The sequence below is a fragment of the Corynebacterium frankenforstense genome (genome assembly GCF_030211955.1).
GTDB lineage: Bacteria > Actinomycetota > Actinomycetes > Mycobacteriales > Mycobacteriaceae > Corynebacterium > Corynebacterium frankenforstense_A.
The window spans coordinates 35,317-50,470 of the sequence record NZ_JASODI010000005.1; the positions used below are offsets into that span (position 1 = coordinate 35,317).

12 protein-coding genes are annotated in these 15,154 nt (G+C 72.1%); 7 read left to right on the forward strand and 5 right to left on the reverse strand.

Annotated features, from left to right (window positions below; genetic code table 11):
- Nucleotides 1-72 precede the first annotated feature (72 nt).
- Nucleotides 73-1,170: a hypothetical protein gene (locus QP119_RS03855; protein ID WP_284773759.1), complete on the reverse strand. Its 1,098-nt coding sequence runs from the start codon at nt 1,168-1,170 to the stop codon at nt 73-75.
- A 104-nt stretch (nt 1,171-1,274) separates the two neighbouring features.
- Between QP119_RS03855 and QP119_RS03860 the strand changes: the two genes are divergently transcribed.
- From QP119_RS03860 to QP119_RS03885, 6 genes are all read left to right on the forward strand, one after another.
- Nucleotides 1,275-1,802 carry a peptidylprolyl isomerase gene (locus QP119_RS03860; RefSeq protein WP_284773760.1) on the forward strand — a complete coding sequence of 176 codons (528 nt, stop codon included), beginning with the start codon at nt 1,275-1,277 and terminating at the stop codon, nt 1,800-1,802.
- A gap of 287 nt (nt 1,803-2,089) precedes the next feature.
- Nucleotides 2,090-3,238, forward strand: coding sequence for an ABC transporter permease (locus tag QP119_RS03865; protein WP_284773761.1), 1,149 nt, complete (start codon nt 2,090-2,092; stop codon nt 3,236-3,238).
- Nucleotides 3,235-3,909, forward strand: a complete 675-nt coding sequence (locus tag QP119_RS03870; RefSeq protein WP_284773762.1) for an ABC transporter ATP-binding protein — start codon at nt 3,235-3,237, stop codon at nt 3,907-3,909. The genes QP119_RS03865 and QP119_RS03870 overlap by 4 nt, the downstream gene beginning before the upstream one ends.
- Nucleotides 3,910-3,930: 21 nt before the next feature.
- On the forward strand, nt 3,931-4,515 hold the full coding sequence (locus QP119_RS03875) for a TetR/AcrR family transcriptional regulator (protein ID WP_284773763.1): 585 nt from the start codon (nt 3,931-3,933) through the stop codon (nt 4,513-4,515).
- Nucleotides 4,516-4,631: 116 nt separating this feature from the next.
- A complete protein-coding gene (locus QP119_RS03880; RefSeq protein WP_284773764.1) occupies nt 4,632-5,351 on the forward strand; it encodes a rhomboid family intramembrane serine protease in 720 nt (239 codons plus the stop codon).
- A gap of 866 nt (nt 5,352-6,217) precedes the next feature.
- Nucleotides 6,218-7,060, forward strand: coding sequence for a Rossmann-like domain-containing protein (locus QP119_RS03885; RefSeq protein ID WP_284773765.1), 843 nt, complete (start codon nt 6,218-6,220; stop codon nt 7,058-7,060).
- A gap of 63 nt (nt 7,061-7,123) precedes the next feature.
- On the opposite strand, the gene QP119_RS03890 is transcribed toward QP119_RS03885, so the two are convergent.
- Nucleotides 7,124-8,563 carry a dicarboxylate/amino acid:cation symporter gene (locus tag QP119_RS03890; RefSeq protein ID WP_284773766.1) on the reverse strand — a complete coding sequence of 480 codons (1,440 nt, stop codon included), beginning with the start codon at nt 8,561-8,563 and terminating at the stop codon, nt 7,124-7,126.
- Between the two features lie 1,406 nt (nt 8,564-9,969).
- Between QP119_RS03890 and QP119_RS03895 the strand changes: the two genes are divergently transcribed.
- Entirely contained in the window at nt 9,970-10,788 is an 819-nt protein-coding gene (locus QP119_RS03895) for a cytochrome b/b6 domain-containing protein (RefSeq protein WP_284773767.1), read from the forward strand.
- A gap of 252 nt (nt 10,789-11,040) precedes the next feature.
- Here QP119_RS03895 and crgA read toward each other — a convergent pair whose 3' ends face one another.
- The 3 genes from crgA to QP119_RS03910 form a co-directional block, all read right to left on the reverse strand.
- Nucleotides 11,041-11,316 (reverse strand): cell division protein CrgA, encoded by a 276-nt coding sequence (gene crgA / locus QP119_RS03900; RefSeq protein ID WP_284773768.1) that lies wholly within the window; start codon nt 11,314-11,316, stop codon nt 11,041-11,043.
- 242 nt (nt 11,317-11,558) lie between these two features.
- Nucleotides 11,559-13,559 carry a Stk1 family PASTA domain-containing Ser/Thr kinase gene (pknB, locus tag QP119_RS03905; RefSeq protein WP_284773769.1) on the reverse strand — a complete coding sequence of 667 codons (2,001 nt, stop codon included), beginning with the start codon at nt 13,557-13,559 and terminating at the stop codon, nt 11,559-11,561.
- Complete coding sequence (locus QP119_RS03910; protein ID WP_284773770.1) at nt 13,556-15,094, reverse strand: serine/threonine-protein kinase; 1,539 nt, start codon at nt 15,092-15,094, stop codon at nt 13,556-13,558. The genes pknB and QP119_RS03910 overlap by 4 nt, the downstream gene beginning before the upstream one ends.
- Nucleotides 15,095-15,154 lie beyond the last annotated feature (60 nt).

Sequence of the window (15,154 nt, forward strand, 5' to 3'; positions counted from 1 at the left end):
CCGTCTGCACATGCACAAGCGCCCCGCCGGACAGGGGGTGTCCGGCGGGGCGTCGCGGCGGTGGGGGCGTGCCTAGGCGCGGCCGTCCTCCTTGGCGTCGCGCTTGGCGGCGGCGTCGTGCTCGGCCTTCGCGTCGCGGGCGTCGTTGTCGCGGGCGGCCTTCTTGGCGGCCTCGGCCTCGGCGTCGGTCAGCCTGCGGGAACCGCCGGCCGGCGCGGCGTCGGCGTCGTTCTCGCGGACGTAGTGCTGGCTGACCTCGTTGTCGACCTCCGGCTCGGAGACCGTCACCGCGTCGAGGTTGCCGTCCTCGGGCTCGTCTTCGACCAGGCGGTGCTTGGCGGAGTCCTCGGCGTCCTCGACGGCCTCGTCGGCGCGGGCGGTGCGGTCCATGACCTCGTTCTCGGAGCGGTGGCGCTCGAGCTGCTCGTCGAGGGAGGCCAGCAGCTCCTCGCCATCCTTGGTCAGCCCGCCCTCGGCGGCCTGCGCCTTGAGCACGGTCTCCTCCTGCGGGGTGCGCGGGGCCTCGGCCGGCGCGGCGGGGGCGTCGTCGCCGGTCTCGGTGGAGTAGACGAGCTTCGAGTCGCCGCGGGTCTGGGCGTGCTCCTCGACGCGCGGCGGGATCAGACCGGCCGGGTCCTGCTTCTCGCGGCTGAACCAGTAGTAGAGGCCGCCGCCGACCGCGGCCAGGGCGGTGCCCAGGCCGACGAGCAGCCAGGTGCGGCGGCGCTTGTCCTTCTTGGCCTTGCCGGTGATCTTGTCGATCTTCTTCTGGGCCTTCTCGGCGGCCTTGTTGCCGGCCGCCAGCGCCTTGCGGCGGGTGCGCTTGCTCATCTTCTTCGCCTTGAGCGCAGCGGACTCCTGGGCGTCGGCGGCGTCCTGCAGGTAATCGTGCGAGCTCTCGCGGGCCTCCTTGAGGGCCTTCTCGATGCGCTTGCGGGTCTCGGCGGTCAGGGTGCCGGCGTCGTCGGCCAGGTCGGAGGCGCGGTCGCCGAGCTTGGCCACGGCGTCCTTGCCGGCCTTCTTCACGTCGCCGGCGACGTCGTCGTAGTTGTCCGCCGCGCCGAGCAGCGCGTCGTAGGCCTCCGAGGCCTTCCGGTCCCGGAAGTCGCTGTAGCGCTCCCAGGCGTCCTTTCCGGCGGCGAGAGCCATCTTCAACGTCGAGGTGTTCATCGGGGCGATCCTTTGCGTGGTCGGCTGCGGTCAGTGCTTTTGGTTCCCAGGGTAGCCACGCGGCGCGACACGCGCGGGCGGGCGAGTGATCTACACTGGCCGACATGACTCTCAAGACCGCTACCGCGATCCTGCACACCAACCACGGTGACATCACCGTCGAGCTCTTCGGCAACCACGCGCCGAAGACCGTCGCGAACTTCACCGGCCTGGCCGAGGGATCCATCGACTACAGCAGCGAGAACGCCGCCGGCACCACCTCGGGCCCGTTCTACGACGGCTCAATCTTCCACCGCATCATCAAGGGCTTCATGATCCAGGGCGGCGACCCGACCGGCACCGGCATGGGCGGCCCGGGCTACAAGTTCGAGGACGAGTTCCACCCGGAGCTGCGATTCGACCGCGCCTACCTGCTGGCCATGGCCAACGCGGGCCCCGGCACCAACGGCTCGCAGTTCTTCATCACGGTCGCGCCGACCCCGCACCTGAACAACCACCACACCATCTTCGGTGAGGTCACCGACGAGGCCTCCCGCAAGGTCGTCGACGAGATCTCCGCGGTCGCCACCGACCGACGTGACCGTCCGAAGGAGGATGTGGTCATCGAGTCGATCGAGGTCCAGGAGGCCTAAGGCCGTCAATTTCCGACGCCCGCGCCCACACCCGTGGCGCGCCCCACCCGTCGGAGCGTGGGCCGGCTGACGCCGGCCCGACCGCCCTTCCCGCCGTGTGCGGGAGGGCGGTTTTTGCGTGTCGGGGGTCTTTGAGGTGGGCCGGGGGAGGTGCGGGGTGCGGGCCCGGGGCGCCGCCGGTCGCGGAACGCGACACCCTGTCGCTAAGATAGCGACATAGTGTTGCTAACATGCTCCGGCAACGGCCGCACGGCCGTGACCGCACCCCCCGACCAGGAAGTTTCACCATGTACCTAGCCTGGCGCGAAATGCTCTTCGCGCGCGCCCGCTTTCTCCTCATGGGCGTCGTCCTGGCGCTCATGTCCATGCTCGTGGTCATCATCTCCGGGCTGACGGCCGGACTGGTCAACGACGGCGTCTCCGGCATCAAGGCGATGGACAGCGACGTCATCGCCTTCGCCGAGGGCACCCAGACCGACTCCGCCTTCACCCGCTCCGTCGTCGACGCCACCGACGCGCGGGAGCTCGCCGCCACTGACGGGGTGGCCGCGGCCGCCCCGCTGGGGCTGTCCATCGTCAACGCCCACAACCAGGACGGCACCGCCGTGGATCTCACCCTCTTCGGCGTCGAGCCCGGCTCCTTCCTGGCACCGGAGGGCCTGCCGGCGATGCGCACCGAGGCCCACCCCGGCGCACCGACCGCGACCCCGCACGACGTCGTGGTCTCCTCCACCCTCGAGGACGAGGGCGTGTCGGTCGGCGACACCGTGACCATCGACCGCCTCGAGATCCCGCTGCACGTCGTCGGCTTCACCGACGGCCAGCGCACCTTCGGCCACGTCGACATCGCCTACCTGCCGCTCGACGTCTGGCAGGAGGTCCACGCCGGCGCCCGCCACGGCGAGGCCGTGGACCCCGCGGCCTACGGGGAGGCCTCCGTCATCGCCGCGCGCACCGCAGACAAGCCCGACACCGAGGCGCTCTCCGAGGCCTCCGGGCTGGACGTGCGCACCCTCGAGGAGAGCTTCGACTCCTCGCCCGGCTACGCCGCCGAGACCATGACGCTGTCGATGATCACGTGGTTCCTCTTCGTCATCGCCGCGCTCGTCACCGGCGCGTTCTTCCTGGTCTGGACGATCCAGCGCGCCGGGAGCATCGCCACGCTGCGCGCCATGGGCGCCACCAGGGGCTTCCTGCTGCGCGACAGCCTCGGCCAGGCCGTCGTGGTCCTGGCCGTGTCCATCCTCGTCGGCCTGCTCATCGCGGTCGGCCTGGGCAGCCTGCTCGAGTCGACGGCCATGCCCTACGCCACCGAGCTCGGCCCCGTCCTCGGCGGAGGCGCGCTGCTGTTCGTCTCCGGCCTCATCGGCGCGCTCGTCGCGGTCGTGCGCGTCACCCGAACCGATCCGCTGGAAGCCCTGGGAGAGAACCGATGAGCACAGCACTGCAACTTTCCGACGTCACGGTCACCTACAGCGACGGCGACTCGCAGGTCACCGCCCTCGACGACGTCTCGATCACCGTCGCCCCCGGCGAGTTCGTCGCCGTGGTCGGACCCTCCGGCTCCGGCAAGTCCACCCTGCTGGCCGTCGCCGGCGCGCTGACCACCCCGGCCACCGGGAAGGTCACCGTGGCAGGCGTGGAGGTCACCGGCCTCGACGACACGGCCCTGGCCAAGGTCCGCCGCGAGCACATCGGCTTCGTCTTCCAGTCCTCCGGCAGCCTGCCCTCTGCGCTTTCCGCCGAGCAGCAGCTCGAGCTCGCCGCCCGCGTGGCCGGCGGCTGGGGCCGTCACACCGGCGCGGAGCTTTTGGAGAAGGTCGGCATGACCCACCGGGCGAAGAACCGCCCGGGCAGCCTCTCCGGCGGCGAGCGCCAGCGCGTCGGCATCGCCCGCGCCCTGGTCGGCGACCCGCAGATCCTGCTCGTCGACGAGCCGACCGCCGCGCTCGACCGCCACCGCTCCCAGGAGATCGTGGCCCTTTTGGCCAAGGAGTGCCACGACTTCAACGTCGCCGGCGTGATGGTCACCCACGACCACGAGGTCCTCGGCCACTGCGACCGCGTCTTCGAGATGGTCGACGGCCGGCTCAGCCCGGTCGCCTGAGCCGCATCTAGACTCGGGCCCATGCCGAAGACCCAGGGGCGCACCGTCGCCGAGCACCGCAGCGTGCAGCACCGCGCGGTGCTCGAGGCGACCGAGCGGCTGATCGTTCAGGGCCACGGCAGGATGCCCTCGGTCGGCGAGGTCGCCGCCGAGGTCGGCCTGGCCCGCTCGAGCATCTACCGCTACGCCTCCTCCCAGCACGACCTGCTGGTCCAGCTGCTGGTCAACGCCACCGACACCTGGAACGAGAAGCTCGAGGCGCGCCTGCGCACGGTGCCCGCCGACCCGGCCGAGCGCATCTGCGCCTACGTCGACGCCGCGCTCGACCTCTTCGCCAACGGCTCCCACGGGCCGCTGATGGTCGCCGTGCAGAACTTCCCCGAGGCCTTCACCGACGAGAAGGTCCAGGCCTCCCACGCCGGGTTCACCACCGTGCTCGACGAGCTGTGCCCGGGGGTCTCCCCGCTGGACTTCTCGCTGCTCAACGCCGCGATCCTGCGGGCGGCCGAGCTGGTCGGCGAGTCGGCCGACCGGCAGGCCGATTACGCGCAGGCGACCGCGACCCTGCACCGGATGGCGAAGGCCGTCGCGGCGGGCCGCGTCTGAGCCGTTGCGGTAGCTTTCTGGGTATGCAGGATCAGTCGTCAGGCGGTCCGGACTTCGCACCGCAGGAAGGCCCCGGCCCGGTGGGACAGCCCGGCCAGCCGGGACAGCCCGGGTCGGTGGCTCAGCCAGGCCCGGCCCGCAACCCTGCCCCCGGGCGCCCCGGCCCGCCCGGGCCGGTCGACATCGCGCGCCGCTGGTTCCGCGACGTGCCCGTGACCACCGGCATCACCGCCGCCCTGCTTGCGGTGTGGCTGGTCTGCGCCCTGCAGGCCCGCTCGATCACCGCCACCGGTGGTGCCCCGCTCGCCCGCGCCTGGATGCTCTGGGGCCCGGAGCTCCTCACCGGCCTGGGCCCGCTGCGCGCGCTGGGCTTCATGTTCGTCCACATGGACGCCTCGCACGTGCTGCTCAACGGGCTGATGACGCTGTTCATCGGCCGCGAGATCGAGCGCGCCTACGGTTCGGGCGTCTTCGCCGCCGCCTGGCTGATCTCCGGGCTGGGCTCGGCGCTGGCGGTGCTCATGCTCGACCCGCTCGCGCCCACCGGGGGCGCCTCGGGCGCCGTCTACGGCCTGATGGCGGTGCTGGTGGGACTCGCCGCGAAGAACAAGGCGGACCTGCGCGCGCCGCTGGCGCTCGTCGGCGTCAACATCGTCTACACGCTCATCGCGGCCAACGTCTCGCTGTGGGGACACCTCGGCGGGCTGGCCGCGGGTGCGGTCGTCGCGCTGCTGCTGGTCACCCGCCGCCCGGGGCTCCGCTGGGCCGGGTTCGTCGCGGCGCTGACCGCCGTCGTCGCCGCGTTGGCCGGTTACGTCGTCACGGGCGGTTACTGACGGGCCCCGCCGTGCCGGGGGAGGGGAGAGCCGGGGGAGGGGCGCGCCGGGGGAGGGGCGCGCCGGGGGAGGGGCGCGCCGGGGGAGGGGAGAGCCGGGGGAGGGGAGAGCCCCGGGAATGCGGTGACCACCACAGTGGTCACCTGAGAGAGATTCACCGCGCTTGCGCTGCGTGTCCCGGGGCCCTGTGGCATCCTGCGGGTGAAAGCGCCCCCGAAGCCCGGGGGCACGGGGGAGATCGGACAACGCGGGGTTCACCTGCGCGCCGGTCCGGGGGTGACCACGGGGTGGGAATCACGGTCCACGACGGCAGGTCTGCGACCTGGGGGATGGGGAAGACTGCGGCGTGTCGTCCACAGTCCACACACCGTGACTTTTTCTTTCACCACCATCCACAGGCTTATCCACACTGTGGATAACTACAGTTTTGTAATTTCCCGAATACCCCGAAGATCCACAACTGTGGAAAACCCTGTGGACTGCGCGGAAACCCCAGCGAAACGAACTTTTGTTCGCATTGTGGAGCAGGTGGACGCTTTCCCTCGTCCCCATCCACCGCTGTGGAAAGACGCGCTTTCGTCACAACTTCCACAGAGTCCTCCACACCCTGTGGATAACTCGGCTCCCCACCCGGTGAAGCGCGGCTATCATCGGTGGTGTTCCAACGTCGACCGCCTGGTCGCTACACAACCGGTCCCCCACCGGACCCCGCGGCGCCTCGCAAGGCTCCGAGGCGTTCAGAGACCCCGGGCACACGGGGACCCCCGAGACGCCCCGGAGCCCCGCGGCACCCGTGCCGGCCCGCTCCGACGCCGGCCCGGAGCCGGGGGAGGGGGAGGGGACCGGGACCGAAAGGAGAGTGCGAGATGGCCCTGCAGCCCCTCTACCGCGAGTTGATCGAGGCGATCCCGCAGACCGCCACCGTGGAGTCCGCCTCCACCACCGGCCTGTGGGCGCGCGTGACCGCCTCCCTGGACGGGGTGGCCTCCATCGGCATCGCCTACTGCGGCGGCCCGGGCCTGCGTGCCTGGGACGCCGCCATGGCGCGCGTGGCCCCCACCGACCCGCTCGACGCGCCGGCCGCCGCCGGGCTGACCGGGAGGAACCTGCGCGAGGTCGCGACCGACCTCATCGGCGCGGGGACTTCCGCCGAGCGTGCCCTGGCCGTCGCCGCCATCAACGCCTGGTACTCCCACGCCGGGACCGCCAGGGCCAACCGCTTCGTGCCCACCGCGGGTGCGGGCGGCGGGCAGGCCGAGTGGGGCCAGGTCTTCGATCCCTTCCGCGATGTCATCGCCGGCAAGACCGTCGCCGTCATCGGTCACCACCCGGGCGCGCCGTCGGCGCTCGACTCGGCCAGCGACTTCCACATGCTCGAGATCCCCGAGGGCCTCGACGAGCTGCCCCCGGCCGCCGAGTTCATCGTGCCGCGCTGCGAGATGGTCTTCATCTCCGGCTCCTCGTTCATCAACGGCTCCGCCCCGCGCCTGATCGAGCTGGCCGCCGAGTCCTACTGCGCCGTCATCGGCCCCTCCGCCCCGCTGGCCCCCGCACTCTTCGACCACGGCGTCGACCTCGTGGCCGGCCTGGTGGCCGACGACGCCGACGGCATGGACCGCGCCCTGGTTGAGGCCGCCTACCCGACGATATTCGCCCACGGCCACCGCGTGCACCGCTCCACGCCGGAGGGAACCTCCGTGCTGGACTGACGCGGCGTCGTCAAGCACGAAAAAGCCCCGGGTCACCGACCCGGGGCTTCAACTGCACAGAACTCAGGCGCGCACGGCCTGCGGGGCGACCTCGGCCATGGTCGGGGAGTGCTCGACCTCGCCGTCGGCACCCGCCTCGAAGGTCTGCTTCGACCAGATGCCGGAGCGCTTGGCCACGATCGTGGCGACCACGGACTGGCCGGTGACGTTGACGGCGGTGCGGCCCATGTCGATGATCGGCTCGATCGACAGCAGCAGGCCCACGCCGGCCAGCGGCAGGCCCAGGGTGGACAGCGTCAGGGTGAGCATGACGGTCGCGCCGGTGGTGCCGGCCGTGGCCGCCGAGCCGATCACGGAGACGAAGATGATCAGCAGGTAGTGCGTCATGTTCAGGTCGATGCCGTAGAACTGCGCGACGAAGATCGCGGCGATGGCAGGGTAGACCGCGGCGCAGCCGTCCATCTTGGTCGTCGCGCCCAGCGGGATCGCGAAGGAGGCGTACTCGGTGGGCACGCCCATGCGCCGCTCGGTCACACGCTGGGTCACGGGCATTACGCCCATCGAGGAGCGCGTGATGAAGCCGAGGCTGGTCACGGGCCACACGCGGCGGAAGAAGCCGGCGACCGGGATCTTGTTGAAGGCCAGCACGGCCGGGTAGATCACGCCGATGACGATGGCCAGGCCGACGTAGATGGCGATGACGAACTTGCCCAGCGAGCCGAGCGCGTCCCAGCCGTAGGTGGAGACGGCCTTGCCGATCAGCGCGGCGGTGCCGATCGGGGCCAGGCGGATGATCCACCACAGCATCTTCTGGATGATCTCCAGGAAGGACTCCATGAAGTTCAGGAACGGCTCGGCGGCCCGCCCGGTCTTGACCGCGGCGATGCCGATGGCCAGCGAGACCACCAGCAGCTGCAGCACGGAGAAGCTTAAGGTGGGCTCGCCGTGGCTCATGCCGGCGTGCAGGCCGAAGATGTTCTCGGGCACGATGCCCTGCAGGAACGCCGTCCAGCTGCCGGTGTTCTCCGGCTCGGCGGCCGAGGCGGCGTCCACGGAGGTGCCCACGCCCGGCTTGAGCACGAGCGCGACGAGGATGCCGCCGAGGACCACCGACAGGAACGAGGTCACCGCGAACCAGATGAGCGTGCTCACGGCCAGGCGCGCCGCACCGGTGACCTTGCGCAGGTTGGCCACGGAGGTGATCACGGCGGCGACCACCAGCGGCGGCACCATCAGCTTCAGCAGCTGGACGTAGGCCGCGCCGACGCCGGTGAGCAGGCCGGAGAGCCAGCCCTCGCCGGAGCCGCCGTCCTGGCCGCGGGCGATGAAGCCCAGGATCAGGCCGACGATCAGGCCCGCGATGACCTGCGCGCCGAAGCCCGTGGCCCAGCCGGGCAGGCGCCCCTTGCGCTGGTTGCCGTTGTCGCTTGCCGACGCCGCGTCCGTTCCGTCGCCGCGCACAGGCGCGGCGTCTGTGGCGCGCGCCGTCTCTTTCTCGCTCATGGATGAGGCTCCCGTCGAAGGTCTTGGTTAGTTGTCCACGGGGCCCGGAAGTCCCGCGCGGTTGGTTCTGGTGGTTGTGGCGGTGTGTGCGGGCTTACCCGTCACACTTTCTGTACTGCTCTGTCTATACTCATCAGACCACTGGGTCTTTTAGCATACATTCCGGTGTAACCCAGGGGAAGTCCGGGATATTCCCGTCTCTTTGTCCGTCGGGGTCGACCGGGCAGGTGGGAGGCCGGTGGTGGGGTCCGGTTGCAGGCGGGCGGGCGGTAGCGGGTGGTCGGGGCGTGGTCGGGGCGTGGTCGTGGGCGAATGAATCCGCAGGCGCGGTTCGGCCCTGCGTACGCGTCCTATTATCCTTGCGGTTAACCGGGACGCCCGGCATGAAGGTCCTGGCCCGGGCCACCGCAGCCGCTCCGCGGCGCGGTGGCCGCGGGATCTGCGCCGGCGTCCCTTTCCCGAGTGCACCCCGATCCCAGAAAGCAGGCGCCATGTCTTCGCCCTCCGACCCGTCGCGCGGCAGCGAGCCGCGGACCACGGACGACGAGGCGATCCCGCCCCAGGCGCAGGCCCCCGGTGCGGTCGCCCCGGGGGTCGCCGCCCCCGGTTCCGCCGTGCCGTCTGCCCCGGCGGCTCCTGCGGCCCCGGAGGCTCCTGCCGCTCCCTCGGCGCCGGCCGCTCCGGCCGAGCCCGGGGCCGTGGCTCCCGGCGCCGCTGCGCCTGGTGCCGCTGTTCCTGCGCCGCCGGCTGCTCCCTCGGCACCGGCGGTCGGTGTGCCCGCCGCGGCCGCTCCGGGCGCCGTCGCCCCCGGTGCCCGCGCGCCCGGCGCCGCCGCCCCTGGTTCGGCTGCTCCGGCGGCTCCTCCGGCGCCTGCCGCTCCGGCAGCCCCCGCTGCCTCTTCGGCCCCCGCCGCACCGGGCGTGAGCGCGCCGGGTGCCGCGGTCCCGTCGGCTACTGCTCCGGGCGCTGCAGCTCCTGGCGCCAGCGCCCCGGGCACAAGTGCTCCCGGCGCCGCCGCTCCGGGGGCGAGTGCCCCTGCGACCCCGGCAGCCACGGCTGCTCCGGGTGCCGCTGCCCCTGGTGCCGCGGCTCCTGGCGTCGCCGCCTCTGGTTCCGCCGTTCCGGGAGCCGCTGTCCCTGGTGCGAGCGCCCCGGGTGCTCAGGCTCCCGCTGCCCCCGGCGCCGCCGCTCCTGGCGCTCCCGCCGCCAGCGCACCCGGTCCCGGCGCACCGGCTCCCTGGGTCTCGGCCGCGGCCGCTACCACCGGGGCCGCCGCAACCGCCGCGACGGCGGCGGATACCGCCGAGGGTGAGCAACGGGACGTCGGCAAGCGGAAGTTCGCGCTGCCGCGCTGGGCCAAGTGGGCCGGCACCGTCGTCGGGCTCGCCGTCGTCTTCGGCCTCGTCGTGCTCTTCGCGCGCTGGCTCGTCGGCACCGGACCCGTCGCCGACTTCATCGAGCGCTACCCCGGCCGTGCGCCGACGCCCGAGTCCACGCCCGTCGGCTTCCCGGCGTGGCTGAACTGGGCGCACTTCTTCAACATCTTCTTCATGGCGCTCATCGTGCGCACCGGCGTGCAGATCCGCAGCGAGCGGCGCGCGCCGGCCTACTGGACGCCGCACTGGGACCACAAACGCAAGATCTCGATCACCCTGTGGCTGCACCTGTGCGTGGACCTGGCGTGGATCCTCAACGGGGTCGTCTTCATCGTCCTGCTGTTCACCACCGGCCAGTGGATGCGCATCGTGCCCACCAGCTGGGAGGTTCTGCCCAACGCGGTCTCCGCGGGGCTGCAGTACCTCACGCTGGACTGGCCCACCGAGCACGCCTGGGTGCACTACAACGGCCTGCAGCAGATCTTCTACTTCCTGACCGTCTTCGTCGCCGCGCCGCTGGCCATCGCCACCGGCTTCCGGATGAGCGGCTGGTGGTCGATGAGGTGGAAGCGCGCCTCGAAGATCTACCCGCTGACCGTCGCGCGCGCCGTGCACTTCCCGGTGATGATCTACTTCTGCGTGTTCACCGTCGTGCACGTCGGCCTGGTGCTGACCACCGGTGTCATCGCCAACCTCAACGGGATGTTCGCCGCCCAGGACTCCACGGGCTGGCTCGGCCCGGTGCTCTTCGTCGTCGCGATGCTCGTGACCGCCGGCGCGACCCTGGCCGCCCGGCCGATGCTGCTGGCGCCCGCCGCCCGGCTGATGGGGCGGGTGACCGCGCGCTGAGTGGGGGTCTGCCTCGGCCTGGCGCTCCGACCCAGCAAGGCCCCGTATAGCAAGGGCGTTTCCCGCCCCAGCAAGGCGTCCGCTTGCTATGTAGGGCCTTGCTGGGCTCAGCACCACGCCGGGCGGATGAGCCCCGGCACCGCGCGCACCGGTCCTCCGGAGACCCCCGGAAACGCCGGAAACCGCCCGGGATCAACCGGGGCGGTTTCCTTATGTGGCTGCGGCCGCGCGGGCGCAGCCGGGCTGTACGGACTAGCGCCAGCCCATCGTCATCAGCAGGCCGACGATGAACAGCCCGAAGCCGATGGCGAAGTTCCACGGGCCCAGCTCGGCCATGAACGGGATGCTCGGCCCGGCCAGGTAGTTGACCACCAGCCAGGCCAGGCCGAGCAGCATCAGCGCGAACATGATGGTCTTGTACCAGACCGGGGTGCCGCCGGTGTTGATCTTCACCGGGGTACGGTTCGCGTTCGCGCCGCCCGTGGAGGGCGCCAGCGGCTGGCTCTTCGTGATCTTCGCCTTGGGCATTGCCGGGTCACCTCATGCATGGAACGTCGGTAAGGGGATCTTGACCCGCACAGTCTAGCAGCAGCGCCGCCCCAGGCCACGTCGGCGGCGCGGCGGCTACCCGGCGCAAGCCCGCCCTGCCACCCGGCGCAAGCCCGTCCCACCGCCCCGGAGCCCCGCATGCGAAACGGCCGGCGACGCCCCGAAGACGCCACCGGCCGCTCCGCCCTCGGCCGACAACCCGGCCGGCCGCACCCCCGCGCTTAAGGCAGCAGCGCCTCCGGGCGGAAGTCCCAGAGCCGCACCTCGACCGACTGGTCGCGGAGCAGGTCCTCACCGGCGGCCGGGGTGGACACGGCGATCTTGTCCTGGTCGGTCAGCGCGCCCGTGGCCACCGGCTCACCGACGGTCAGCGCGGAGTCCGGCCCCTGCCAGCCCGCCTCGCGCAGCGCGGCGAGCGCCTGCGCGCGGTTCATCCGGGTGATCGAGGGCATCGCGATCAGGCGTCCGTTCGAGATGGTCACGGTCACCGAGGAACCCTCGTCGACCTCGCTGCCCGTTCCCTCGACGGCGAGCACGCGGTTCTCCGGCTCGTGGGAGTCGATGTAGTTCGGCTCCAGGCGCAGGCCCATCGACTCCAGGGTGGAGCGGGCCTCGTCGAGCGAGAGCCCCTTCAGGTCCGGCACGCGCACCTGCTTCTTGCCGGTCGAGACGGTCACGGCGATCTCGGTGCCCTTGGAGATCTGGCTGCCGGTTGCCGGGTTCTGCGAGATGATCTGGCCCGCCGGCACGGAGTCGGACTCCTCCTCCTCGACCTGGCCCTTGAGCGCCAGACCGGCCTTCTCCAGGGTGCGCCGGGCCTCGTCGAGCGTCATCCCGCTCAGGTCCGGAACGTCGGTGATCTCGCGTCCCGAGGACACGATGAGCTCCACCGCCGTGCCGGGCTGCAGCCGCGAACCGGCGCCCGGGTTGGTGCGGATGACCTGCCCGCGCGGCACGTCCGGGCTGGGCTCCTCGTTGACGTCGACGCGCAGGCCGGCCTTCTCGAGGGTCTGCTCGGCGTCGGTGCGCTGCCAGCCGACGACGTCGGGCACCGCCACCGCGGAGCTCGAGGTGCCGCCGCCATCGTCGTCGTTGGCGAAGAAGTCGTAGGCGAACGCGCCGCTGATAGCCAGCACCACCACGGCGAGCGCCGCGGCGACCCAGCGCGGCCAGTTCGACGGGCCGCGCCGGTGCCGCGCGCGGTCGTCGCGGCGCCGCGGCCGGCCTTCGGCCACGGGCGCGGGGCGCTGCGCGGCGTGGGCGCCGCCGGCGGCCATGACGGTGGTCGCCGCCTGATTGCCGACGTCCCGTCGGTCGCCGTCGGCGTAGCCGTCGCCGCCGGCGGCCGGGCTGACGTGGCTGCGGGCGGCCTGGGTGACCGCGCCGCGGGAGAGCAGCTCCAGCTCGGAGGCCAGCTCGTCGGCATTCTGGTAGCGGTCGGCCGGGTGCTTGGCGATCGCGGTGAGGATCACCGAGTCGACGTTGACCGCCTCGGTCGGCGTCAGGTCCGCGATGTGGTGCGACGGCGGGACCGGGTCCTCCTGAACGTGCTGGTAGGCCACCGCGAAGGGGGTCTCGCCCTGGAAGGGCGGGCGGCCGGTGACCAGCTCGTAGAAGACGCAGCCGAGCGCGTAGATGTCGCTGCGCCCGTCGGCGGGCTTGCCGCGGGCCTGCTCGGGCGAGAGGTACTGGGCGGTGCCGATGACCGCGGAGGTCTGCGTCATCGCCGAGGTCGAGTCGTCGAGCGCGCGGGCGATTCCGAAGTCCATCACTTTCACCTGGCCGGTGTTGGTGATCATGATGTTGGCCGGCTTGATGTCGCGGTGGACGATGCCGGCCTCGTGGCTGGCGGTCAGCGCGCGGCAGGCGGGCTCGAGGATGCGGGCGGCCTCGGCCGGGCGCATCGGCCCGTCGGCGTGCAGGATTTCGCGGAGGGTGCGCCCGAAGACGCGCTCCATGACGATGTAGGGCACGCCCAGGCCGTCGATCTCGGCCTCGCCGGTGTCGTAGACGGCGACGATGGCCGGGTGGTTCAGCCGCCCGGAGTTCTGCGCCTCGCGGCGGAAGCGCTCCCGGAAGTTGAGGTCCCGGGCCATCTCGGGGCGCAGCATCTTCACGGCCACGCCGCGGCCGAGCAGCGTGTCCTCGGCCGCGAAGACCTCGGACATGCCGCCGGTGCCGATGACGTCACCGAGTTCGTAACGGTCCGCGATCAGCGTCACAGCGCACCTCCGGTGCCGGTGGTGCCGCGGGTGCCCGCGCCGGTGTCGGCGGCGCCGTTTCTGGGGTTGAGCAGGTCGTTGAGGTCCTCCTCGATCTCGGAGGTGTCCGGCAGCGTGGGCATCTCCCCGCCGTCCTGGGTCGGCTGGGTCGGCTGCTCCGGCTGGCTGGGCGGCTCGGGCAGCGGCTCGCGGGAGGTCTCCCGGTCGCGGTGCGTGGTCTCGCGCTCCGGGGTGTCCTCCTCCTCGGTCTCCGGCTCGCGGTGGGTGGTGGTCAGCACCTCGGGCTCCTCCGAGGAGGTCACCGTCTCGGTGACGATGGTCTCCTCCTGTGTGGTCGGTGTGGTCGTCCCCCCGCGGCCGAAGAGGCCGTCGAGGAGGCCGGAGGCGGCGGCGAGCACGCCGACGCCCAGGGCCAGCGCGATGACCAGCGCGATGAGCAGGCCGGTGCCGAAGCCGCCGCCCTCCTTCCTCCGCTTGGGCGGCCGGGTGTCCCGCGGCGCGGGGCGGTGGCGGACGGGCCCGGCGGCGACGTCGGCGCGCCGGGGTCCGGGCGCCTGCGGGCGCACGGTGGTCGGCTGGGCGACGGAGGCCAGCGCCTCGGTCGTCGCCGTCGGCGAGGGCTCGGGGGCCCGGCCGGCGAGCCCGGCGGACTTCGGCTGGGGCGGGTACTCGCCGCGGCGCACCGCGGAGACCGCCAGTGCCAGCTCGTCGCCGTCGGCGTAGCGGCCGGCGGGGTCCTTGCGCAGCGCGGTGGTCACCAGCTCGCGGGTCTGCGGGCTGACGTAGTTCGGCAGCGCCGGGACGGGGTTGTTGATGTGGGCGAGCACCACCGACACCGAGGAGTCCCCGGTGAAGGGGCGCCGGCCCGAGAGCGTCTCGTAGGCGACCACGCCGAGCGAGTAGACGTCGCTGGCGGCGGTGACCTCCTTGCCCTGGGCCTGCTCCGGGGAGACGTACTGGGCGGTGCCGACGACCATGCCGGTGCGCGTCAGCGGGACGGCTTCGGCGGCCTTGGCGATGCCGAAGTCGGCGATCTTGGTCGCCCCGTCCTCGGTGACCATGAGGTTGCCGGGCTTGATGTCGCGGTGGACCAGGCCCTTGCGGTGGATGACGGCCAGGCCGTGGGCGGCCTGCTCGAGCACGTCGAGGGCCAGCGACTCCTCGAGGCTGCCCTCGCGGGCGAGCAGGTCGGCCAGCGACTCGCCGCGCACGTACTCCATGACGATGAAGCAGAAGACGGTGCCCGAGGGGTCGGGCACCTCGCGGTAGTCGAAGGTGCGCACCACGTTGTCGGAGTCGAGGGACTCCGCGGCGGCGGCCTCGTTGCGGAACCGGGAGAGGAATTCCGGCGCGTTGGAGAACTCCGGGCGCAGCGCCTTGACGGCCACCTCGCGGGGGTTGTCCGGGTCGGTGTGGTCCACGGCCAGCCAGACGGTGGACATGCCGCCGCGGCCGATGATCCAGCGCAGCTCGTAGTCCTCGCCGATCAGTCGCTGGGCGCGACCGCGGCCCTCGACGTCGTCGTGCTCGGTCATCGTCGCGCTCCCTTCCGTGTCGTGCCTGTCGTGCCTGTCGTTCTTCCGGTGCCGGTGGTG